This is a genomic window from Kribbella sp. NPDC051620 (assembly GCF_044453825.1).
Lineage (GTDB): Bacteria > Actinomycetota > Actinomycetes > Propionibacteriales > Kribbellaceae > Kribbella.
Genome location: NZ_JBITDB010000008.1, coordinates 18,102 through 37,862, shown reverse-complemented (window position 1 = coordinate 37,862; position 19,761 = coordinate 18,102). Strand labels below are relative to the sequence as shown.

General features: G+C 68.2%; 13 protein-coding genes. 11 read left to right on the top strand and 2 right to left on the bottom strand.

All coding sequences use genetic code 11. The annotated features are described in order from the left end of the window. Window positions 1-21 precede the first annotated feature (21 nt). The 10 genes from ACIA12_RS35160 to ACIA12_RS35115 all read left to right on the top strand — a co-directional run bounded on the left by ACIA12_RS35160 (window position 22) and on the right by ACIA12_RS35115 (window position 15,070). Entirely contained in the window at window positions 22-1,410 is a 1,389-nt protein-coding gene (locus tag ACIA12_RS35160) for a serine hydrolase domain-containing protein (RefSeq protein ID WP_396371633.1), read from the top strand. 25 nt (window positions 1,411-1,435) lie between these two features. Beyond that, a complete protein-coding gene (locus ACIA12_RS35155) occupies window positions 1,436-3,019 on the top strand; it encodes an ABC transporter substrate-binding protein (protein ID WP_396371632.1) in 1,584 nt (527 codons plus the stop codon). After that, a complete protein-coding gene (locus ACIA12_RS35150) occupies window positions 3,016-4,068 on the top strand; it encodes an ABC transporter permease (RefSeq protein WP_396371631.1) in 1,053 nt (350 codons plus the stop codon). The genes ACIA12_RS35155 and ACIA12_RS35150 overlap by 4 nt, the downstream gene beginning before the upstream one ends. A gap of 52 nt (window positions 4,069-4,120) precedes the next feature. Further along, on the top strand, window positions 4,121-6,079 hold the full coding sequence (locus tag ACIA12_RS35145) for a dipeptide/oligopeptide/nickel ABC transporter permease/ATP-binding protein (protein WP_396371630.1): 1,959 nt from the start codon (window positions 4,121-4,123) through the stop codon (window positions 6,077-6,079). Then, entirely contained in the window at window positions 6,076-6,852 is a 777-nt protein-coding gene (locus ACIA12_RS35140; protein ID WP_396371629.1) for an ABC transporter ATP-binding protein, read from the top strand. The genes ACIA12_RS35145 and ACIA12_RS35140 overlap by 4 nt, the downstream gene beginning before the upstream one ends. After that, window positions 6,849-10,187 carry a serine hydrolase gene (locus ACIA12_RS35135; RefSeq protein ID WP_396371628.1) on the top strand — a complete coding sequence of 1,113 codons (3,339 nt, stop codon included), beginning with the start codon at window positions 6,849-6,851 and terminating at the stop codon, window positions 10,185-10,187. Before ACIA12_RS35140 ends, ACIA12_RS35135 begins: the two co-directional genes overlap by 4 nt. Then, on the top strand, window positions 10,184-11,305 hold the full coding sequence (locus tag ACIA12_RS35130; RefSeq protein WP_396371627.1) for a M20 family metallopeptidase: 1,122 nt from the start codon (window positions 10,184-10,186) through the stop codon (window positions 11,303-11,305). The genes ACIA12_RS35135 and ACIA12_RS35130 overlap by 4 nt, the downstream gene beginning before the upstream one ends. Beyond that, window positions 11,302-12,189, top strand: a complete 888-nt coding sequence (locus tag ACIA12_RS35125; protein ID WP_396371626.1) for a GNAT family N-acetyltransferase — start codon at window positions 11,302-11,304, stop codon at window positions 12,187-12,189. The genes ACIA12_RS35130 and ACIA12_RS35125 overlap by 4 nt, the downstream gene beginning before the upstream one ends. Next, window positions 12,189-13,295 carry an o-succinylbenzoate synthase gene (menC, locus tag ACIA12_RS35120; protein WP_396371625.1) on the top strand — a complete coding sequence of 369 codons (1,107 nt, stop codon included), beginning with the start codon at window positions 12,189-12,191 and terminating at the stop codon, window positions 13,293-13,295. Before ACIA12_RS35125 ends, menC begins: the two co-directional genes overlap by 1 nt. Before the next feature lie 95 nt (window positions 13,296-13,390). After that, complete coding sequence (locus tag ACIA12_RS35115; RefSeq protein WP_396371623.1) at window positions 13,391-15,070, top strand: PucR family transcriptional regulator; 1,680 nt, start codon at window positions 13,391-13,393, stop codon at window positions 15,068-15,070. On the opposite strand, the gene ACIA12_RS35110 is transcribed toward ACIA12_RS35115, so the two are convergent. Next, the gene (locus tag ACIA12_RS35110) at window positions 15,038-16,093 is read right to left on the bottom strand and encodes an acyltransferase domain-containing protein (protein ID WP_396371622.1); all 1,056 of its coding nucleotides are present in this window, start codon (window positions 16,091-16,093) and stop codon (window positions 15,038-15,040) included. The two genes, ACIA12_RS35115 and ACIA12_RS35110, sit on opposite strands and share 33 nt — an antisense overlap. A gap of 227 nt (window positions 16,094-16,320) precedes the next feature. Between ACIA12_RS35110 and ACIA12_RS35105 the strand changes: the two genes are divergently transcribed. Then, a complete protein-coding gene (locus tag ACIA12_RS35105; protein WP_396371621.1) occupies window positions 16,321-17,940 on the top strand; it encodes an amidase in 1,620 nt (539 codons plus the stop codon). Window positions 17,941-18,799: 859 nt separating this feature from the next. On the opposite strand, the gene ACIA12_RS35100 is transcribed toward ACIA12_RS35105, so the two are convergent. Further along, the gene (locus ACIA12_RS35100; protein ID WP_396371620.1) at window positions 18,800-19,747 is read right to left on the bottom strand and encodes an electron transfer flavoprotein subunit alpha/FixB family protein; all 948 of its coding nucleotides are present in this window, start codon (window positions 19,745-19,747) and stop codon (window positions 18,800-18,802) included. Between the last annotated feature and the right edge of the window lie 14 nt (window positions 19,748-19,761).

Here is a 19,761-nt window from a genome sequence, read left to right as displayed (position 1 = left end):
GGCCGGTCCTAGCGTCGGTGCATGGCGACCCTGAGCGAAATCGAGACGTGGCTTCAAGACCGGCTGCCGGCGTTGCTCGCCGAGCACCAGGTCCCCGGTACGGCGGTCGGCGTGCTGTTCGGCGGCGAGGTGATCGACCACGCTGCCGGCGTACTGAGCAAGGCGACCGAGGTGCCGGTCACCCCCGACACCGTGTTCCAGATCGGCTCGATCACGAAGGTCTGGACGACGACGCTGGTCATGCAACTGGTCGACGAGGGCAAGATCGACCTCGACAAGCCGCTGCGCGACTACCTCCCGGAGTTCGTGATCAGCGACGAGGCCGCGGCGGCCGTGATCACCGTTCGCCAGTTGCTCAGCCACACGTCCGGTTTCGAGGGCGACATCTTCAACGAGACCGGCAAGGGTGACGACGCGGTCGAGAAGTTCGTCGCCAGCATCGCCGAGGTCAGCCAGCTCTTCGCGCCCGGCGAGATGTTCTCCTACAACAACGCGGCCTTCGCGGTCCTGGGCCGGCTGATCGAGGTACTTCGCGGCAAGCCGTTCGACACCGCCCTCCGCGAGCACCTCTTCACTCCACTCGGCCTCACCCACGCGGCGACCGACCCGTACGAAGCGATCCTGTACCGCGCCGCGGTCGGCCACATCCGGCCCGCTCCCGACGCGGAACCGGTACCCGCGCCGATCTGGGGGATGACGCGAGGGATGGCCCCCGCGGGCGCCATGCTCGCGATGCGGCCACGCGACCTGCTCGCCTTCGCCAAGATGCACCTCGACTCAGGAACAGCCGCCGACGGTACGTCGGTACTGAGCCCAGCGAGCGTCAAGGCGATGCAGGAGGAGCAGGTCAAGCTGCCCAAGCTCGGGATGATGGGCGACTCGTGGGGCCTCGGCTGGGAGTTGTTCGACTGGGACGGTACGACCGTGATCGGCCATGACGGCGGCACGATCGGCCAGAACGCGTTCCTGCGGGTCGTACCGGAGCATGGGCTGGCGGTCGCCGTACTGACCAACGGCGGCGACACGATCGAGCTCTACAAGACTGTGGTCGGCCACGTGGTCAAGGAGCTTGCCGGGCTGGACCTGCCCGCGTTGCCCACTCCCCCGGCCACGCCGGTGCCGATCGACGTGGACCGGTTCGTCGGCACCTACAGCTGTGAGGTCGTCGACGTCACCGTCCGGCAGGACGAGGACGGCAAGGTCTGGCTCGACCAGACGCCCAAGGGGATCTTCGCCGAGCTCGGGCCCGCGCCGGACCCGGTCGAACTGGTCGGGCGGAACGAGGAAAGCCTGATCGCGCGCAAGGCGGAGAACGGCGTTCACATTTCTTATGTGTTCGTAGGGAACGAATCGGGCGGTCCGGCCCTCTTCATCCACAGCGGCCGGGCCATCCGCCGCGCTTCAGCCTGATCCGCCCTTTCCCTTCGGAGGAATCATGAGATCTGCCATCATCGCCGGCGCGCTGCTCACCGGACTGGCCTTGTCTGCTTGCAGTTCGGGCGAATCGACCACCACCGGCGGCGGCAAGCCGGTCGAGGGTCAGACGCTGACCATGGCGCTCGGCTCCGACCCCGGCAACCTCGACCCGCAGTTCACCTCGCTGTCGATCACCAAGCAGGTCGACGCGTTCCTCTACGACTCGCTGGTCAACCTCGACCAGAACGGCCAGCAGGTGGCGGGCCTGGCGGAGAAGTGGGAAGGCACGACCACCACGGCGAAGTACACGCTGCGCAAGGGTGTCACCTGTCTGGACGGCAGCCCGCTGACCGCCACCACGGTCGCGGCCAACATCAACTTCGTCGGCAATCCGGCCAGCAAGTCGACCAGGATCGGCGTCTTCGTCCCGGCGGGCGCCAAGGCTGTCGGCGACGACACGGCCGGCACGGTCACCGTGACGGCGGCCGCGCCGGATGCGTTCCTGGTCCGCAACATCGGTGGTCTGCACATCGTGTGCGACAAGGGCATGAAGGACCGCAAGCTGCTCAAGCAAGGCTCGGACGGCACCGGGATGTACAAGGTCACCGAGGCCGTGCCCGGTGACCACTACACGCTGACCCGCCGCAAGGAGTACGCCTGGGGCCCTGGCGATTTCAAGGCCGACCAGCCGGGTCTGGCGGACAAGGTTGTGCTCAAGGTCGTCGCCAACGAGACCACCGCGGCCAACCTGCTGATCTCCGGTCAGGTCAACATCGCCGCCATCTCCGGCCCGGACAAGCAGCGGCTGCAGGCGCAGCAACTCTTCAACCGCAGCGCCGGTACTCCGCTCGGCGAGCTCTGGTTCAACCAGAAGCCCGGCCTGCCGACCGCCGATCTCGCCGTCCGCAAAGCGCTGACGCAAGCCCTCGACCTGACCCAGCTGGGCAAGGTGATCACCGGCGGCACCGGCAAGCCGAGCACGAGCTTCGTCGTCCCCGGCACTGGGCCCTGCAACGACGACACGATCACGGGCAACATCCCCGGCCATGACCTCGACGCCGCCAAAGCAGCTCTCGACGCGGCCGGCTGGAAGGCAGGCGCGGGTGGTATCCGGGAGAAGGGCGGCACCAAGCTGTCCCTCGTCTTCTATTACTTGACCAACCTGGGCCCGACGCTGCAGTCCGGCGCCGAACTGTTGCAGAAGGCCTGGGGTGAGCTCGGCGTCGATGTCTCGCTCAAGGCCGTGTCCACTGCGGAGATCAGCACCGTCGTTCTGGCCGGCCAGGGCACCTGGCACGCCGGGCTGATCCCGCTGACGGTGAACCTGCCCAGCCAACTGGTCAGCTTCATGTCCGGCACGGGTCCGCCCAACGGCGGCAACTTCGCCTCGATCAAGAACCCCGAGTACGACGCCGCGATCGCCAAGGCGTCCAAGATCGCCGGCGCGGACGGGTGTGCCGACTGGGCGACCGCTGAGCGCGCTCTGCTGAAGGAGGTCAACGTGGTGCCGTTCGTGGACTCGACCGTGCCGATCTTTGGCAAGGGCGCCACCTTCGAGCTCAGCGACGGCGTCGCCCCCCAGACGATCCGGATGCTCGGATGACCACAGCCACCGGCATCCAGGGAACCGGCTCTGTCAGCGGTCGGCCAGGCGGGGGGCCGCGCGGGTTGGGCAGTGCGGCCGGGCTGCCGGCGGGCTTCGCCGCTCATCCCTGGGTGCGGTTCGCTGTCCGTCGGCTGGGGCGGTTGGCTGGATCGATTCTGGTGCTGGTCAGCGCGGCCTTCCTGATGATCCACCTGATCCCCGGCGACCCCGTCCGGGGAGCACTCGGACCGGCAGCCGCGCAGAGCCTCGTCGACGCCCAGCGCGAGTCACTTGGCCTCAACGACCCGCTCTGGTTGCAGTACATCCACTACCTGCAGCACCTCTTCACCGGCAACCTCGGTACTTCGATCACCACCGGCCTTCCCGTATCCGACGTGATCCGGGACCGGCTGCCGGCCACTGTCCAGCTCGCCTTCGCAGCCTTCATTGTTGCCATGCTCATCGCCTTGCCGGTCGGCTTGGCGATGGGCGTCCTGACCCGGGCCGGGCGACGGCCGCGTGCCGAGCTGAGCTTCACGTCGACGACGGTCATCCTGGCGGCGATCCCTGAGTTCCTGCTGGCCGTGGGGCTCGTGTACGTCTTCGCAGTGAAGCTCCACTGGCTGCCGGTGGCCGGGCGCGGAGGCTTGTCGTCGTACGTGCTGCCGGTGATCTCACTCGCTATCGGCCCAGCGGCGGTGCTGGCCCGCATCTGCCGGGTGGAGCTGCTTGCCGTCCTGCAGACGGACTACCTGCGTACTGCCCGGGCCAAGCGACTCCCGGCCGTTGCTGTCTACGTGCGGCACGCGCTGCCCAACGCAGTCACGGCCACGATCACTCTGGGCGGACTACTGCTCGGTGGCATGGTCGCCGGGACAGTGCTGGTCGAGAACGTCTTCGGCTGGCCGGGACTCGGCAGCACGATCGTGTCGTCGATCCTGTCCAAGGACTACCCGCTCGTGCAGGGCGTGGTGCTCGTCTACGGCGCGGGCGTCCTCCTGGTCAACCTGGTGGTCGACGTGATCCTCGCTCTGCTGGACCCCCGATCAACCATCAGGGAGAGCTGATGAGAGGGCAGAAGAGATGAGAGGGCAGACCAGGACGGGAGGGCAGGCCAGGATGAGGGCGCGCTGGATGGCGGTACTTCGTACGCCGGTCGGCTTGGGCGCTGGCGTGCTTCTGCTGGCGGTGCTCCTGCTGGCGCTCTTCGCCCCGATCATCTGGACCCAGCAGGCGAGCGCGATCGACACCGAGCACTTGCTGGAAGGCTCGTCCGCGGCGCATTGGCTCGGCACCGACAATCTCGGGCGCGACATCTTCTACCGGGTGCTGGTCGCCTCGCGGACATCGATTCTGCTCGCGCTCGCGGCGATCTCGATCGCTGTGGTCAGCGGTCTCGCGCTGGGTTGTGCGCCGGTGCTGCTCGGGCGGCGGGCCGGCCGGTTGACGACCGCGGTGGTGAACATCGCGGTCGCGTTCCCTGGGTTGCTGCTCGCGTTGTTCTTCGCGGTGATCTTCGGAGTCGGCGCGAAGGGCGCGGTGCTGGCGATCGGCTTCGCCGGAGCGCCGTCCTTCGCGCGGCTGACGCAGACGCTGGTCGCGGGGATCGCCGAGCGGGACTTCGTGGCGGCCGCGCGGATCGCCGGAGTCGGACGGTTCCGGATGCTGCTGCGGCACATCCTGCCGAACATCGCCGAGCCGCTGGTGGTGAACGCGACGATCGGAGCGGGCGGCGCATTGCTTGCCTTCGCCGGGTTGTCGTTCCTCGGGTTGGGAGTGCAGCCGCCGGCGTACGACTGGGGCCGGTTGATGGGCGAGAGCCTCAACAGCATCTACGTGCATCCGGCCGCGGCGTTGGCTCCCGGGGTTGCAGTGGTCGTTGCCGGGTTGGCGTTCAACCTGTTCGGGGAGGCGGTGGCGAAGGGCTTCGGCGTACCTGTGCTGAAGAGTTTCGTGCCGGCCGTGAAGGGCTCACTCGAGCGGATGCCGGAGACCAGGCCCGCGGCGGCTGTCGATGACGATGCCGTGCTGGTCGTCGAAGACCTGCACGTCAGCTTTCCCGGCCCTGTTACACCGGTACGTGGAGTCAGCTTCACGATCAGCCGGGGCGAGATCGTCGGCGTCGTCGGCGAGTCCGGGTCGGGCAAGAGCCTGACCGCGTTGGCTGTCGCGCAGTTGATCGAGTCGCCTGGGGAGGTACGGGCCGCTGAGTTGTCCTTTCTCGGGGCGCCGTTGCTCGGGCGGTTGGCGGTTCGCAGTACGGCGGCCGCGCGGCGGCGGCTGTTGGGGACGTCGTTCGCGATGGTGTTCCAGGACCCGATGACGTCGTTCAATCCGACGAAGCGGATCGGGACGCAGTTGGCCGAGGGTGCTCGCGAGCATCAGGGGTTGACGCGGCGCAGTGCGATGGCACGGGCTGTCGATCGGCTGCGGGCGGTTCGGATTCCGGAGGCCGAGCGGCGGGCTCGGCAGTACCCGCATGAGTTCTCGGGCGGGATGCGGCAGCGGGCGATGATCGGGATGGGGCTGATGGGGGCGCCGGCGCTGATCGTCGCCGATGAGCCGACCACCGCGCTCGACGTGACCGTGCAACAGCAGGTGCTTCAGTTGCTGGAGACGATTCGGACCGAGGACGAGGTCGCGGTGTTGCTGATCAGCCATGACATCACCGTGGTTGCGCAGGTCTGCGATCGGGTGCTGGTGATGTATGCGGGGCGGATCGTGGAGGACTTGCCTGCGGCCGAGTTGGCGACTGGGGCTCGGCATCCGTATACGCGCGCGTTGCTGGACGCGGTACCGGATCTGGAGACGCCGCTGGACGAGCCGTTGGCGGTGATACCGGGGCGGCCGGTGGATCCGTCGGCGTTCCCGGTTGGGTGCGCCTTTGCGGCTCGGTGTGAGTTTGCGCAGGACCAGTGCAAGGTTGAGGATCCGGCGCTGGTCAGCCATGGGCCGGCGCACCAGGTGGCTTGCTGGCATCCGCAGGGGACGGCCGCCACGAGTGCTGGAGGCGACGCGGCGGCTTGGCATGCTCGGTATCTCGGCGGCGAGTCGATCCGGACGGGGCGGGCGCGATGAGCGAACTGCGTTTCGATGGCGTGACGGTCAGGTTCGGCACCGGCAGTCGCGCGGTGACCGCGGTCGACGGGGTCGATCTGACGGTGCCATCCGGCCAGGTGGTCGGGCTCGTCGGCGAGTCGGGGTCGGGCAAGTCGACGCTGGCACGCGCCGCGGTCGGGCTGACGACACCGTCCTCCGGCCAGATCCTGCTGGACGGCGTGCCGCTGCGTCATCGGCCCGGTCAACGCCGCCCCCTGCAGATGGTCTTCCAGGACCCGTACTCCTCCCTGGACCCACGGATGACCATCGGCAACACCATCGCCGAGGCCATCCCCCGGCCATTCCCCGACCGACACAAAGAAGTTGCGCGGTTGTTGGAGTTGGTCGGGCTGGATGGTGAGCGGGCGGATGCTTATCCGGGGGCGTTGTCCGGTGGGCAGCGGCAGCGGGTGGCGATCGCCCGGGCGCTGGCCGCCCAGCCGGACGTGATCATCGCCGACGAGATCACCTCCGCGCTCGACGTGTCGATCCAGGGCACAGTGCTCAACCTGGTTCGCTCCCTGCAGCGGGAGCTGAAGCTGTCAATGCTGTTCATCTCGCACAACCTCGCGGTCGTCCGCTACGTCAGCGACCTGATCGCCGTGATGTACCTCGGCCGGATCGTCGAGTTCGGACCTGCCCACGAGGTCCTCGGCAATCCACAACACGACTACACCAGAGAACTTCTCGCGGCCGTACCCCGCCGCGGTACGACCTCGCTACCCCCGCTTCCAAGGAGGACTTCCCCGTGACCCGACGTCTGCTCATCGACGACCTTTCCGAGTTCGCGGTACCGGAGCAGGCGGCCCTGTCGCCGGACGGCTCCCAGCTCGCCTATGTCCTGCGAACCACCGACCTGAAGGAAGACCGGACTCTGCGGAGCCTCTGGCGAGTACCGGCTGCCGGTGGCGAGCCGCAGCAGCTCACCCGAGGTACCAGCGACAGCACACCCGTCTGGGCGCCGGATGGCTCGCAGTTGGCGTTCCTGCGAGCCAAGGACGGGCCGGCGCAGCTCTGGGTACTCCCGGCAGCCGGTGGTGAGCCAGAGCAGCTCACGACGCTGCCGCTGGGAGCAGGTGCACCACGGTGGAGCCCGGACGGCACCAGGATCGCCTTCAGCGCACCGGTCGACATTGCCGCGGCTGCCGGCGAGGACGACGAGGCACGCGGCCGCCGTGGGCATGCGCCGATCGTCACCGAGCGACTCGACTACCAGGCTGACGGTGCCGGCTGGTTGCGCACCATGCGCCAGCATGTCCACCTGCTGGAGGTCGGCTCGAAGAAGGTCCGGCAGGCGACCGAGGGCGACTGGCATGCGGGTGACCCCGCCTGGTCGCCTGACGGGAGCAAGGTCGCCTTCGGAGCAGCCACTGCTCCCGACGCCGACCTCAACCCGACAGCACCCGCCTACGTGCTCGACGCGACGGATGAGAAGGCCCAGCGTGAGCAGGTCGGGCTAGCGGAGGGACTGGCCGGTCCGGTGCTGTGGACGGCTGATGGCTCGGGGCTGCTGATCGTCGGCAACCCGAGTGGGCCGGTGGGACATGCTGGGTTGCTGCGGCTCACGCTGGACAGTGGCGAGCTGGTGAACCTGGCGGCCGGTCTCGATCGAAACGTGATGCCGGGCGGTCCGGCGTACCCGGGGGCCCTTCCTGTCTTGAGCTCTGACGGCGGCACTGTCTTCTTCTGCGTTCGGGACCGCGGCTGTAGTCACCTGTACTCCGTGCCTGTCGCGGGTGGGACGCCGGAACGCGTGCTGGGCGAGCCGGGGCAGAACGTGTCCGGCCTCAGCATCGCGGGCGACCTGGCGGCCGTCGTACTGGTCACCGAGACGTCGTACGGCGAAGTGGTCACGCTGGACCTGGCGAGCGGCGAGGCGACTCCGCGGACGACGTACGGGGAGAAGTTCGCCGACGTCGAGCACTTCAGGCGGGTGGAGCGCGAGTTCACGGTCTCGGACGGGACCGTGGTGCCGGCCTATCTGATCCGCGATCCTGCCGCGACCGGAGCGCAGCCGCTGCTGCTCGACATCCATGGTGGTCCGCACAACGCTTGGAACGCGGTGGCCGACGAGGTGCACCTGTACCACCAGGAGCTCGCTGCGCGCGGCTGGACCGTGCTGCTGGTGAATCCGCGGGGTAGCGACGGCTATGGCGAGCAGTTCTACAACGGGGTGGTCGGCGGTTGGGGTACGTCGGACGCCAAGGACTTCCTCGAGCCGCTCGACCAACTGGTTGCCGAGGGCATCGCTGACCCGCAACGACTCGCAGTCGCCGGCTACAGCTACGGCGGCTTCATGACCTGCTACCTCACGAGCCGCGACGACCGCTTCGCGGCGGCAGTCACCGGCGGAGTGGTCAGCGACCTCACCAGCATGGCCGGTACTTCGGACAGCGGGCACTTCCTGAGCGTCTACGAGCTGGAGTCGACAGACGACGTCAGCGCCATGTCTCCCTTCAGCCAGGTCGACAAGGTGAAGACGCCGACCTTGGTGCTGCACGGTGATGCGGATGTGCGCTGCCCGGTCGGCCAGGCGCAGCAGTGGCACACGGCGCTGCGCGAGCAAGGGGTGCCGACGCAACTGGTGCTGTACCCGGAGGCGAGCCACCTGTTCATCGTGGAGGGGCGGCCGTCGCACCGGCTCGACTTCAACCGGCGCATCCTCGACTGGGTCGAGCAGTATGCCGGTGATGCGAGTGGGCCCCGGCGAGCTCGGATCGACGCCTCGCACTGGCAGCGCAGGCTGAGTACTTTGGCGGCGAAGCACGGCGTACCGGGTGCCACGCTGGGGATCTTGCGCGGTGACGAGTTGGTGGAGGCCGCTTTCGGCGTACTGAACAAGAACACCGGCGTCGAGGTGACCACCGATTCGCTGTTCCAGATCGGGTCGATGACGAAGGTGTGGACGGCGACGCTCGCGCTGCAACTCGTCGACGAGGGGCTGCTCGACCTGGACGCGCCGATCATCGAGGTACTGCCCGAGCTGCAGCTGGGCGATCCCGATGTCGCCAAGAAGGTGACGATGCGGCAACTGCTCACCCACACCAGCGGGATCGATGGCGATGTGTTCACCGACACCGGGCGTGGTGACGACTGCTTGGAGAAGTACGTCGACGGGCTGGCCGAGGTCGGCCAGAACCATCCACTGGGCGCTACCTGGTCGTACTGCAACTCCGGCTTCTCCCTCGCAGGCCGGGTGATCGAGAAGCTCACCGGCAAGACCTGGGATCAGGCGCTGCGTGAGCGGATCATCGTCCCGCTCAAGCTGGACCACACCGTCACCCTGCCCGAGGAAGCGTTGATGCATCGCGCAGCGGTCGGGCATGAAGGCGAAGGTGGCGAGGAGCCTTCAGTTGCTCCGGTCTGGGGGTTGCCGCGGTCGCTTGGTCCGGCCGGGTTGGTCACCTCGACTGCTGCGGATGCGTTGGGTTTTGCCCGGCTTCACCTGTCCGGTGGGCTTGCACCCGACGGCACTCGGGTGCTCAGCTCCGAGTCGGTGACCGCGATGGCTGAGAAGCACGCGGAACTGCCGGACAAGTACTCGCTCGGCGACTCGTGGGGCCTGGGCTGGATCAGGTTCGACTGGGATGGCCACCGGCTGATCGGGCATGACGGCAACACGATCGGACAGGCTGCCTTCCTGCGGGTGCTGCCGTCTGAGGGGCTGGCGGTGACGCTCCTGACTAATGGCGGCAACACGCGGGATCTGTACGAGGAGCTCTATCGCGAGATCTTCCTCGAACTCGCCGGCGTGGCCATGCCTGCGTCGCTGTCCGCGCCCGCGGAGCCGCCGGTTGTCGATGTCCACAAGCATGTCGGTCGGTACGAGCGGGCCAGTTCTCTGCAGGAGGTGTTCGTACGCGACGGTGAAGCGGTACTGCGGATGACGCTCACCGGGCCGTTGGCCGCGTTGACACCGGAGCCGTCGCACGAGTTCGTGATGACGCCGGTCGACGAGAGCGGGGATCTGTTCGTACTGCGGCAGCCGGGATCGTTGACCTGGATTCCGCTGACGTTCTATTCGTTGCCGACGGGCGAGAAGTACCTGCACTGCGGGGTTCGCGCCACTCCTAAGGTGGGCGGATGACTTCACTGGTTGATCAGCTGCAGGCCGCGCTGCCGTCGATGCTGGCGGATCTGGAGACGCTGGTGACGTGTGAGTCGCCGTCCTCGGATCTCGCTGCTGTGGCCCTTAGCGCTTCGGTGGTGGCCAGGGTCGGGACGGAGCGGCTCGGCGTTGCACCGGAGTACGTGGAGGTCGACGGCGTCAAGCACTTGCGCTGGCGGCTCGGCGATGGGCCGGCGCGCGTGCTGGTGCTGGCGCATCACGACACGGTTTGGCCTGTCGGTTCGCTCGCCACGCATCCCTTTCTTGTTGAGGACGGCGTACTGCGGGGGCCTGGGTCGTTCGACATGAAGACCGGGTTGGTGATGGCTTTCCATGCGCTGGCCGCGCTGCCTTCGGCGGCGGGGGTGACGTTGCTGGTGACCGGTGATGAGGAACTGGGGTCGCCGTCGTCGCGTGCGCTCATCGAGGAGGAGGCGGCGGGGTGCGTTGCTGCTTTGGTACTCGAGGCTTCGGCGGAAGGCGCGCTGAAGCTGGAGCGCAAGGGTGTCTCCAACTACGAGATCCGGATCGTCGGGCGCGCGTCGCATGCCGGGCTCGAGCCCGAGCTCGGGGTCAACGCGAGCATCGAGGCCGCGCATCAGATCCTTGCCGTCAGCAACCTTGGTGATCCGTCATTGGGCACCACCGTCACGCCAACGATGCTGACCTCTGGCACCACGCGGAATACCGTGCCCGCCGCGGGTAGCTTCCTGATCGACGTCCGGGCCCGGTCCGTCGCCGAACAACTCCGGGTGGACGCGGCCCTCCATGCCTTGAAGCCGGTACTTCCCGAGGCGACTCTCGAGGTTCTTGGCGGTCCGAACCGGCCGCCGCTCGAACGCAAAATGTCCGAAGACCTCTACCGCCGAGCGTCTGAGCTGGCCGCTTCGCTGGGCCTGCCGCCCTTGCGTGAGATCTCCGTCGGTGGCGGATCGGACGGCAACTTCACCGCCGGAGTCGGCATCCCGACCCTCGACGGCCTGGGCGCCGTCGGCGGCGGCGCCCACGCCGACGACGAGCACGTCGTCGTGTCCGAGATAGCACCACGAACCGCGTTGCTGACAGCCCTCCTCGCCGACCTACTGGACAGACCATGAGCGCTCTCGATGAGGAGTTGATTGTCTCCGAGGCTGCGCGGGATGGGCTGGCGGCGGCTGCGTCTGCTGGGGTGGAAGTGCGGGAGCTTCGCGAGTTGGCGGAGCTTGAGCAGGTCTACCGGTTGTACGACTCGATCTGGCGCCCGGACCCGAAGAACCCGCCGGTGACCACGGAACTCCTGCGCGCCCTGACCAAAGCAGGCAACTACGTAGGCGGCGCCTACGACGGCGACACCCTCATCGGCGCCTGCGTAGGCTTCTTCGGCGCCCCCGCCGAGGTGACCATGCACAGCCACGTAGCCGGCGTCTCCACCGCCGCCCGAGGGCGCAACATCGGCTTCGCCCTGAAACTCCACCAACGCGCCTGGGCGCTGGAACGCGGCGTCACGGCGATCTCCTGGACCTTCGACCCACTGATCCGCCGCAACGCCTACTTCAACCTGACCAAGCTGGCCGCCCAGCCCACCGAATACCTGACCAACTTCTACGGGCCGATGGCCGACAGCATCAACAACGCCGACGACTCCGACCGCCTCCTGGTCCGCTGGCAACTGGACGCCCCCGCCGTAACAACCGCCGCCCACCGCCGAAGCACGGGCACTCATCTGGATGCGAAGACGTTGCGGGAGGCAACGATTTTGCTGGCGGTCAGCAGTACTGGGCGACCGGTTGCTGGTGGCTCGGGTGGGGATGGAGGGACGGTGCTGGTCGGCGTACCGGCGGATGTTGAGGGGTTGCGTGGGAGTGATCCGGGAGCGGCCAAGGAGTGGCGGTTGGTGTTGCGGGAGGTGCTGGGTGGGTTGATGGCGGATGGGGCCCGGGTGACCGGGTTCGATCGGGCTGGGTGGTACGTGGTCGAACGTCCTGGGAAGGGGCTGCTGTGATGAAGCTGACCGGAGTCGAGTTGCGGCGGATCTCGTTGCCGTTGGTGTCGCCGTTCCGGACGTCGTTCGGGACCGAGACGACGCGGGACGCGTTGCTCGTCCGCGTCGTGTCCACCGAGGCCGAGGGCTGGGGCGAGTGCGTCGCGATGAGCGGGCCGCTGTACTCGTCGGAGTACGTGGACGGCGCGATCGACGTACTGCGGCGCTTCTTCGTACCCGCCTTGGGTGCCGTCGAACGCCTGTCAGCCATCGACGTCGCGCCGGCGTTGGCCAAGTTCCACGGGCACCGGATGGCGAAGGCCGCGTTGGAGACCGCCGTACTGGACGCCGAACTCCGAGCCGAAGGCCGCCCGCTGGCGCGCGAACTCGGCGCAGTCCACGACCGCGTTCCCTGCGGCGTCTCGGTAGGCATCATGAACTCGATTCCCGAGCTGCTGGACGCCGTCGGCGGCTACCTCGACGAGGGCTATCTGCGGATCAAACTCAAGATCCAGCCCGGCTGGGACATCGACCCGGTGGCAGCAGTGCGCGAACGCTTCGGCGACGACGTCCTGCTGCAAGTAGACGCCAACACCGCCTACTCAGTCGCAGACGCCCGCCACCTCGCCAGACTCGACCCGTTCAACCTCCTGCTGATCGAGCAACCCCTCGACGAGGAAGACATCCTCGGCCACGCCGAACTGGCCCGCTCGATCAAAACCCCGGTCTGCCTCGACGAATCCATCACCTCGGCCCGCGCGGCCGCCGCCGCGATCACCCTCGGCGCGTGCTCGATCATCAACATCAAACCCGGCCGGGTCGGCGGCTACCTCGAATCCGTCCGCATCCACGACGTCTGCGTAGCCCACGGCATCCCCGTCTGGTGTGGCGGCATGCTCGAAACCGGCCTCGGCCGAGCCGCCAACGTCGCCCTCGCGGCCCTCCCCGGCTTCACCCTCCCCGGCGACACCTCCGCCTCCAGCCGCTACTACCAAACCGACATCACCACCCCCTTCACCCTCGACAACGGCCACCTCCCCGTCCCCACCACGCCCGGCATCGGCGTCGACCCCCTCCCCGACCAACTAGCCGCAGTGACGACCTCCACCGAATGGCTTCCGCTGTAAGTTGTTGGTTCGGACTAAATCGAGGGCTGAAATTGTGCGCCTGGACGAACTAGGCTGGGTTTCCGGCTTCTAGGTTCGGAAAGGTGCTGCCTTCCGTGACGAATCGACCACGTGCCAGTCTCGGCCGGGTGCTCGACGACCTGGGCGCCACCCTGCTCGAGCTCGTCCATGGCGACCCCGACCAGCCGGCCGAGATCGGTGGCGTCGTCATCCATGACCCGCTCGACGAACCGGTACTTCCCCGCCACGCGCTCGTTCTCGGCGTCGGCCTTCAGGAGCCGGCGCTCATCGCCTGGGTACTCCGCGACCTCGGCCGCCAGCAAGCCGCCGGGCTCGTCGTCCGCTCCCCGATCACCCCGGACGAGACGATCACCAACGCGGTGACCGAGTCCGGCGTCGCATTGCTCGGCCTCACCCGAGGCGCCTCTTGGGACCAGCTCGCAGTACTGCTGAGATCGCTCCTCGCCGACGGCGACATCGGGGTCGCCGAGCCGGAAACCCTCGGCGGTATGCCCTCAGGCGACCTCTTCGCCCTGGCCAACGCGGCCGCCGCCCTCCTCGACGCGCCGATCACCATCGAGGATCGCAGCTCCCGCGTCCTCGCCTTCTCCAACCGCCAGGACGAAGCCGACCCCGCCCGGGTCGAAACCGTCCTCGGCCGCCAAGTGCCACAGCGCTACTCCCGCCTCCTCAACGAGCGAGGCGTGTTCCGCGACCTGTACCGGACCGATCAACCGGTCTACATCCCGCCGATGCCTGTCACCAAAGGCGAAATCACCCTCCCCCGCGTCGCCGTCGCCGTCCGCGCCGGCGACGAGATCCTCGGCTCGATCTGGGCCGCCGTCCGCGACCCGCTGAGCGAGGAACGCACGCAGGCCCTCTGCGACGCGGCCAAGCTCGTCGCCCTCCACATGCTCCGCATCCGCGCCGGCGCCGACGTCGAGCGCCGGCTTCGCGCCGACCTGGTCAGTACTGCACTCGAAGGCGGCGCCGGAGCCCGCGATGCGCTCGACCGGCTGGGCCTGGCCGACCAGCCTGTCGTGGTACTGGCTCTGGCTGTACCGGTCTCCGACTCGCTGGTCGGCGAGGCGGGGCTGGCCACCGAGCGGCAGCGTCTGGCCGATGCGTTCGCGATGCATCTCGGTGCCGTCCACCCGCGTTCGGCCGCCGCGCTGGTCGGCGACACCGCCTATGGGTTGATGCCGGTCCGCGCCGATCGCTCGGATGGCGAGGAGAACGCGGTACGGATCGCCAAGGACTTCCTCGACCGGATCGGCGAACGCGTCACCGCCACGATCGGCGTCGGCCCGGTCGTACGCGAAACCGCCCGTCTCCCCCATGCCCGTGCCGGGGCCGACCGAGCTCTCCGCGTACTCCGAACAGCCCGCGGCACCCAACGAGTCGCCCGGCTGGCCGACGTACACGTCGAATCGCTCCTGCTTGAGCTGCGAGACCTCATCGAAGCCCGGGGCGACCAGCCGACCGGGCCGATCGCCCGCCTCGTCACGTACGACCGCGAGCACAACACCAACCTGGTCGAAACCCTTCGAGCCTGGCTGGACGCCTTCGGCGACGTCATCGCCGCGGCCGCCGCCGTCTACGTCCACCCCAACACCTTCCGCTATCGGCTCCGCCGCCTCGCCGAAGTAGGCGCCCTCGACCTGGACGACCCCGAAGCCCGGTTCGCCGCCATGCTCCAACTCCGAGTCGTCAACCCACCGCGGCCTTCCCGCGGGGCAGCATCAGCTCGGTTTGCGGAGGATGCCGGTTCGTAGTTGCCAGTGGTTGCCGGAGCGCAGGTGGGAGACGAAGGCTCGGTGCAGCGAGGTCTCCTGGGGTACCCGCGCGAGGTCGTCGTCGGTGAGTGGGCCATGGTCAGGTACCGAGAGATGCAGGCCGAGCCGCATCATCTCGCGGTCGCCCTCGCTCGGGTCCTTCATCGGCAGCAACGGGAGCAGATCGAAGCGCCGCTGGAATCGGATGATGTTGGAATCCGCGGACAGGTACTCCGCGAGGTTCGGATCGAGCAGCCACGAGTGACAGACGAACGCGGCGACGGGCTCCTCGGGATAGCAGCGCTCGAACAGCCGGGTCGCCTCGGCAACCGACTCCTCGGACGCTTGCGCATCGAGCGGCCCGGTCGGCGGGATGTGCATCATCAGTACGTGACCTGAAACGCCGTCGCCGATCCCCAGCTGAGCGCGCGTGAACGCATGCCGGCCGATCTCGAAATCCGCACCCCGGAACCGCAACGGCGGACTCCACAACGGAATCAGCCCCACTCCCGCCCGCCCGAAGATCTGCCGATGCGTACTCATCACGCCACCGAGCGCCGACACGGTCGCCACCGTGACCGCCTCCGGCACCCCACGCCGCGCATGCACCTCGACCAACCGCGGAACGCACGCCAGCAACGCCCAAGCACCAGCAAACAACCCCACCGCCGACGACTCCATCGGCACCGCCGGCCAAGCCTCGAACCCAGTCGACGGAACCGCCTTCGCCATCGCCCGCTCAACACTCCCCGCCAACGCAGCCGTAACCGCCCACCACTCCGGCTCCGCCCCAGCATCCGGCCGAGCCGCCAACATCTCCCGCCGATCCACCACCCCCACCCCACAAAACTCCATCAACCCAGCAGCCTCATCCCCGGGCAACTCCAGGCCCGCACCAGCTGCCCGATCCCCTGAGACCGCCCCCTCGTCGCCAACCGTCGCCTGCCGAAACCACTCCCGCCCCTCGCCCGAAAACCCCAACTGCTCAACAACTTTGTCCAGCCCGCCATCCACGCCAACCATCCGAGTCCCCTTCGCCGAGATCGCCCTCTCCTCGACCCCACCACGGGCCGCCCCGGCCCCGCACGACTCCTGTGACTCACCTCACATCCAGCGTTCGTTGCGCATGCCCGACCGGAAGCCAAGTAGCGCCGGCTCTACCGCGGCGGTAGTGGACGGGTGATGTCCGAGCGCGTGGCTGGGCGGTGTGCTTGAGGAAGTGGATCTCGACGACCCTGCAGAGGTGGGACATGAGCCTTGACCGAATCACGCCCGGGCGACGCGGAGTACTGGCGATGGGCATGGCCGCCGCGACGGCACCCTGGCTGACATCCGCGCCGAACGCTGCAGCCGACAGTGCGGCGATGCAGTCGGATGGTCCTGGTATCGCCGAGCTCGCCAGACGCATGGCGGCGGGGAAGATTTCTGCTGAGGAGCTGACCCGGTACTACCTGCACCGGATCGACAAGATCGACCGGCGCGGACCTGGGCTGCGGGCCGTGATCGAGGTCAACCCCGATGCCATGCGAGAAGCAAGACGATTGGACGGCGAGCGGCGTACTCGCGGTGTTCGCGGCCCCCTCCACGGATTACCGATGCTATTGAAGGACCTCTTCGACACAGCAGACCGGATGCACACCACAGCCGGCTCGCTCGCCCTGGAAGGCGGGCGACCAACAGCAGACTCGGCCGTGGCGGCGAAGCTCCGCGCGGCTGGCGCAGTACTGCTCGGCAAGACCAACCTGAGCGAATGGGCCGGTGGCATCTCGATCACCCACCACCCTGGCTGGAGCGCCCGCGGCGGCCAGACCCGCAACCCGTACAAACTCGACCGATCGCCGAGCGAATCCAGCTCCGGTACGGCGGTAGCGGCCGCCGCGAACCTGTGTGTCGCCGGGATCGGTACCGAGACCAACGGCTCGATCGTCGACCCGGCCGCGGCCAACTCCGTCGTCGGCGTGAAACCCACCGTCGGACTGATCAGCCGCGCCGGCATGATCCAGGGCGTACCGAGCCAGGACAGCGTCGGCCCGATCGCCCGCACGGTACGCGACGCCGCGATCGTCCTGGGCACGCTGGTCGGAGTGGACGACCGGGACCCGGCCACCGCGGCGAGTCGCGGGCACTTCCACCTCGACTACACGCGATTCCTCGACGCCGACGGACTGCGGGGCGCGCGGATCGGCGTACCGCGTGAGGTCTATTTCGGGTACAGCCCTCACGCCGACGAGATCGCCGAGCAAGCGCTCGACGTACTACGGAAGGCCGGCGCGACAGTGGTCGACCCGGCCGACATCCCGACCGCGCAGCAACTCGAGAACACCGAGACCTCGATCGTCGTGCAGGCGTACGAGGCCAAGAGAGCGATCAACCGATACCTGTCCACGACTCCCGGCAACCACCCGCGCAGCCTCTCCGAACTGATCGCCTTCAACCGCGAACACAGCGACCGCGAACTGCTCTACGTCCGCCAGGACGGACTCGAGGCCATACAGGCTTTGAACTTCTCCGAGGCGGAGTACCGCGCAGCCTTGGCCACCAACCATCGACTGTCCCGTACCGAAGGCATCGACGCCGTACTACGCCAGCACAGGCTCGACGCCTTGGTGATGCCAACCAGCGCACCCCCAGGCAAGATCGACCTCATCAACGGCGACAACTACCTGGGCGGCAGCTCCACCCCGGCCGCGCTGGCCGGCTACCCGGCCATCAACGTCCCCGCCGGCTTCGCCTTCGGCCTCCCCATCGGCATCACCTTCATCGGCACCGCCTGGTCCGAACCAGTACTCCTACGCCTAGCCCACGCCTACGAACAAAACTCCCAAGCCCGCCGCACCCCCACCTACCACCCCGCCGACATCGGCCTCTAACCCAAGGCACACAACCGGTACGCCGGCCAGCTGCCGAAGACGTCTGACCAACTCGACCTCAGCCACCCGCCGGTTCACCCCGAACACCCAACACCCGCCGCGATCCAAGCCCATCGCCCGCCCCGCCTACCTCCCCACCGCCACACGCCCCAAGAGGCCCGACAGCCACCGCATGATCGGACACCACCAAACACACCACGACCCCGCCCAGCACGCACCCCCGCGCACGACCAGACACACCACCACCCGGGTCAGCGCACAGCACCCGGCACAAGCAGACACACCACCACCACCACCCGTCGGCGTGGCCGGACCGGGTACGGGTGGGTGCGGCACCGCCCAGTCAGCAGGCCGGACCAGTCACGAGCAGACACGCCAGTACCCGGTCAGCGGACCGGACCGGACACCAGCAGACACCCCAGCACCCCCGTCTGCAGACCACATCGGACACGAGCGGACACGCCAGCATCCCCGTCAGCGGGCCGCACTGGAGACGAGCAGATACGCCAGTACCCGGTCGGCGAGGCGCACCGGGTACGAGTGGGTGCGGCAGCGCCACTCAGCAGGCCGGACCGGGCACGAGCAGACACGCTAACACCCGGTCAGCGGACCGCACCGCACACCAGCAGACACCCCAGCACCCCGTCAGCAGACCGCACCGGGCACAAGCAGATACGCCAGTACCCAGTCGGCGGACCGCACCGGACACGAGCGGACGCGCCAGTACCCCCGTCAGCGGGCCGGATCGGGCAGCAGCAGACACGCCAGCACTCTGTCGGCGGGCGGACCGGGTATGCGTGGATGCGGCAGCGCCCGGTCGGCGGGGGCCGACCGGGCGCTGGGTGATTAGTTGGGTGGGTCAGGACTTGCGCTTGGTGACCTCTTCGGTGGTGGCGGGGAGGACCTTGTGGAGGTCGCCTACTACGCCGAAGTCGACCAGTTCGAAGATGGGGGCTTCTTCGTCCTTGTTGATGGCGACGATGGTCTTCGAGGTCTGCATGCCGGCTCGGTGCTGGATGGCGCCGGAGATGCCTGCGGCGATGTAGAGCTGGGGCGAGACGGTCTTGCCGGTCTGGCCTACCTGGTAGGCGTGCGGGTACCAGCCCGAGTCGACTGCTGCTCGGGAGGCGCCTACTGCTGCGCCGAGCGAGTCGGCGAAGGCTTCAATCGGAGCGAAGTCGCCGCCGGTACCGCGGCCGCCGGAGACGATGATGGCGGCCTCGGTCAGCTCGGGACGACCGGTCGCCTCGCGGGGCTTGGAGTCGGTGATGCGGGCCGTCTTGGCGCCGTCGGAGATCGTGACGTCGAACTCCTCCACCTCCGGCGAGGTCTCGGCCGCTTCGGGCGTCGCCGCGTTCGGCTTGACCGTGATGATCGGCGTGCCGTGGGTGACCTTGGCCTTGACGGAGTAGTTGCCGGCGAACACCGACTGCGTCGTCACGGGGCCCTCCTGGACGTCGACCGCGTCGGTGATCAGGCCCGAGTCGAGCTTGACCGCCAGCCGGGCGGCGATCTCCTTGCCCTCGGAGTTCGAGGAGATCAGGATCGCGCTGGGCTCGATCTTCGCCGCGACCTGCTGCAGCGCCTCGGCCTTGGGGGCCACCAGGTACTGCGTGAGCTCGGGGGCGGTCAGCGCGATCACCTTGGTCGCGCCGTACTGGCCGAGCGCGGGCAGTGCGTCCTGCACGTTGTCGCCGATGAAGACGGCGACGGGCTCGCCGAGGCGGCGCGCGATGGTCAGCAGCTCAGCGGTCGTCTTGCGGACCTTGCCACCGGTGTGGTCAACGAGAACGAGTACGTTCGACATGAATTGCTCGCCCC

Excerpts from the sequence above, each read along its gene's own strand:
- ACIA12_RS35160 (WP_396371633.1), top strand. The coding sequence starts at position 22 with ATGGCGACCCTGAGCGAAATCGAGACGTGGCTTCAAGACCGGCTGCCG.
- ACIA12_RS35155 (WP_396371632.1), top strand. The coding sequence starts at position 1,436 with ATGAGATCTGCCATCATCGCCGGCGCGCTGCTCACCGGACTGGCCTTG.
- ACIA12_RS35150 (WP_396371631.1), top strand. The coding sequence starts at position 3,016 with ATGACCACAGCCACCGGCATCCAGGGAACCGGCTCTGTCAGCGGTCGG.
- ACIA12_RS35145 (WP_396371630.1), top strand. The coding sequence starts at position 4,121 with ATGAGGGCGCGCTGGATGGCGGTACTTCGTACGCCGGTCGGCTTGGGC.
- ACIA12_RS35140 (WP_396371629.1), top strand. The coding sequence starts at position 6,076 with ATGAGCGAACTGCGTTTCGATGGCGTGACGGTCAGGTTCGGCACCGGC.
- ACIA12_RS35130 (WP_396371627.1), top strand. The coding sequence starts at position 10,184 with ATGACTTCACTGGTTGATCAGCTGCAGGCCGCGCTGCCGTCGATGCTG.
- ACIA12_RS35125 (WP_396371626.1), top strand. The coding sequence starts at position 11,302 with ATGAGCGCTCTCGATGAGGAGTTGATTGTCTCCGAGGCTGCGCGGGAT.
- menC (WP_396371625.1), top strand. The coding sequence starts at position 12,189 with ATGAAGCTGACCGGAGTCGAGTTGCGGCGGATCTCGTTGCCGTTGGTG.
- ACIA12_RS35110 (WP_396371622.1), bottom strand. The coding sequence starts at position 16,093 with ATGGTTGGCGTGGATGGCGGGCTGGACAAAGTTGTTGAGCAGTTGGGG.
- ACIA12_RS35105 (WP_396371621.1), top strand. The coding sequence starts at position 16,321 with ATGAGCCTTGACCGAATCACGCCCGGGCGACGCGGAGTACTGGCGATG.
- ACIA12_RS35100 (WP_396371620.1), bottom strand. The coding sequence starts at position 19,747 with ATGTCGAACGTACTCGTTCTCGTTGACCACACCGGTGGCAAGGTCCGC.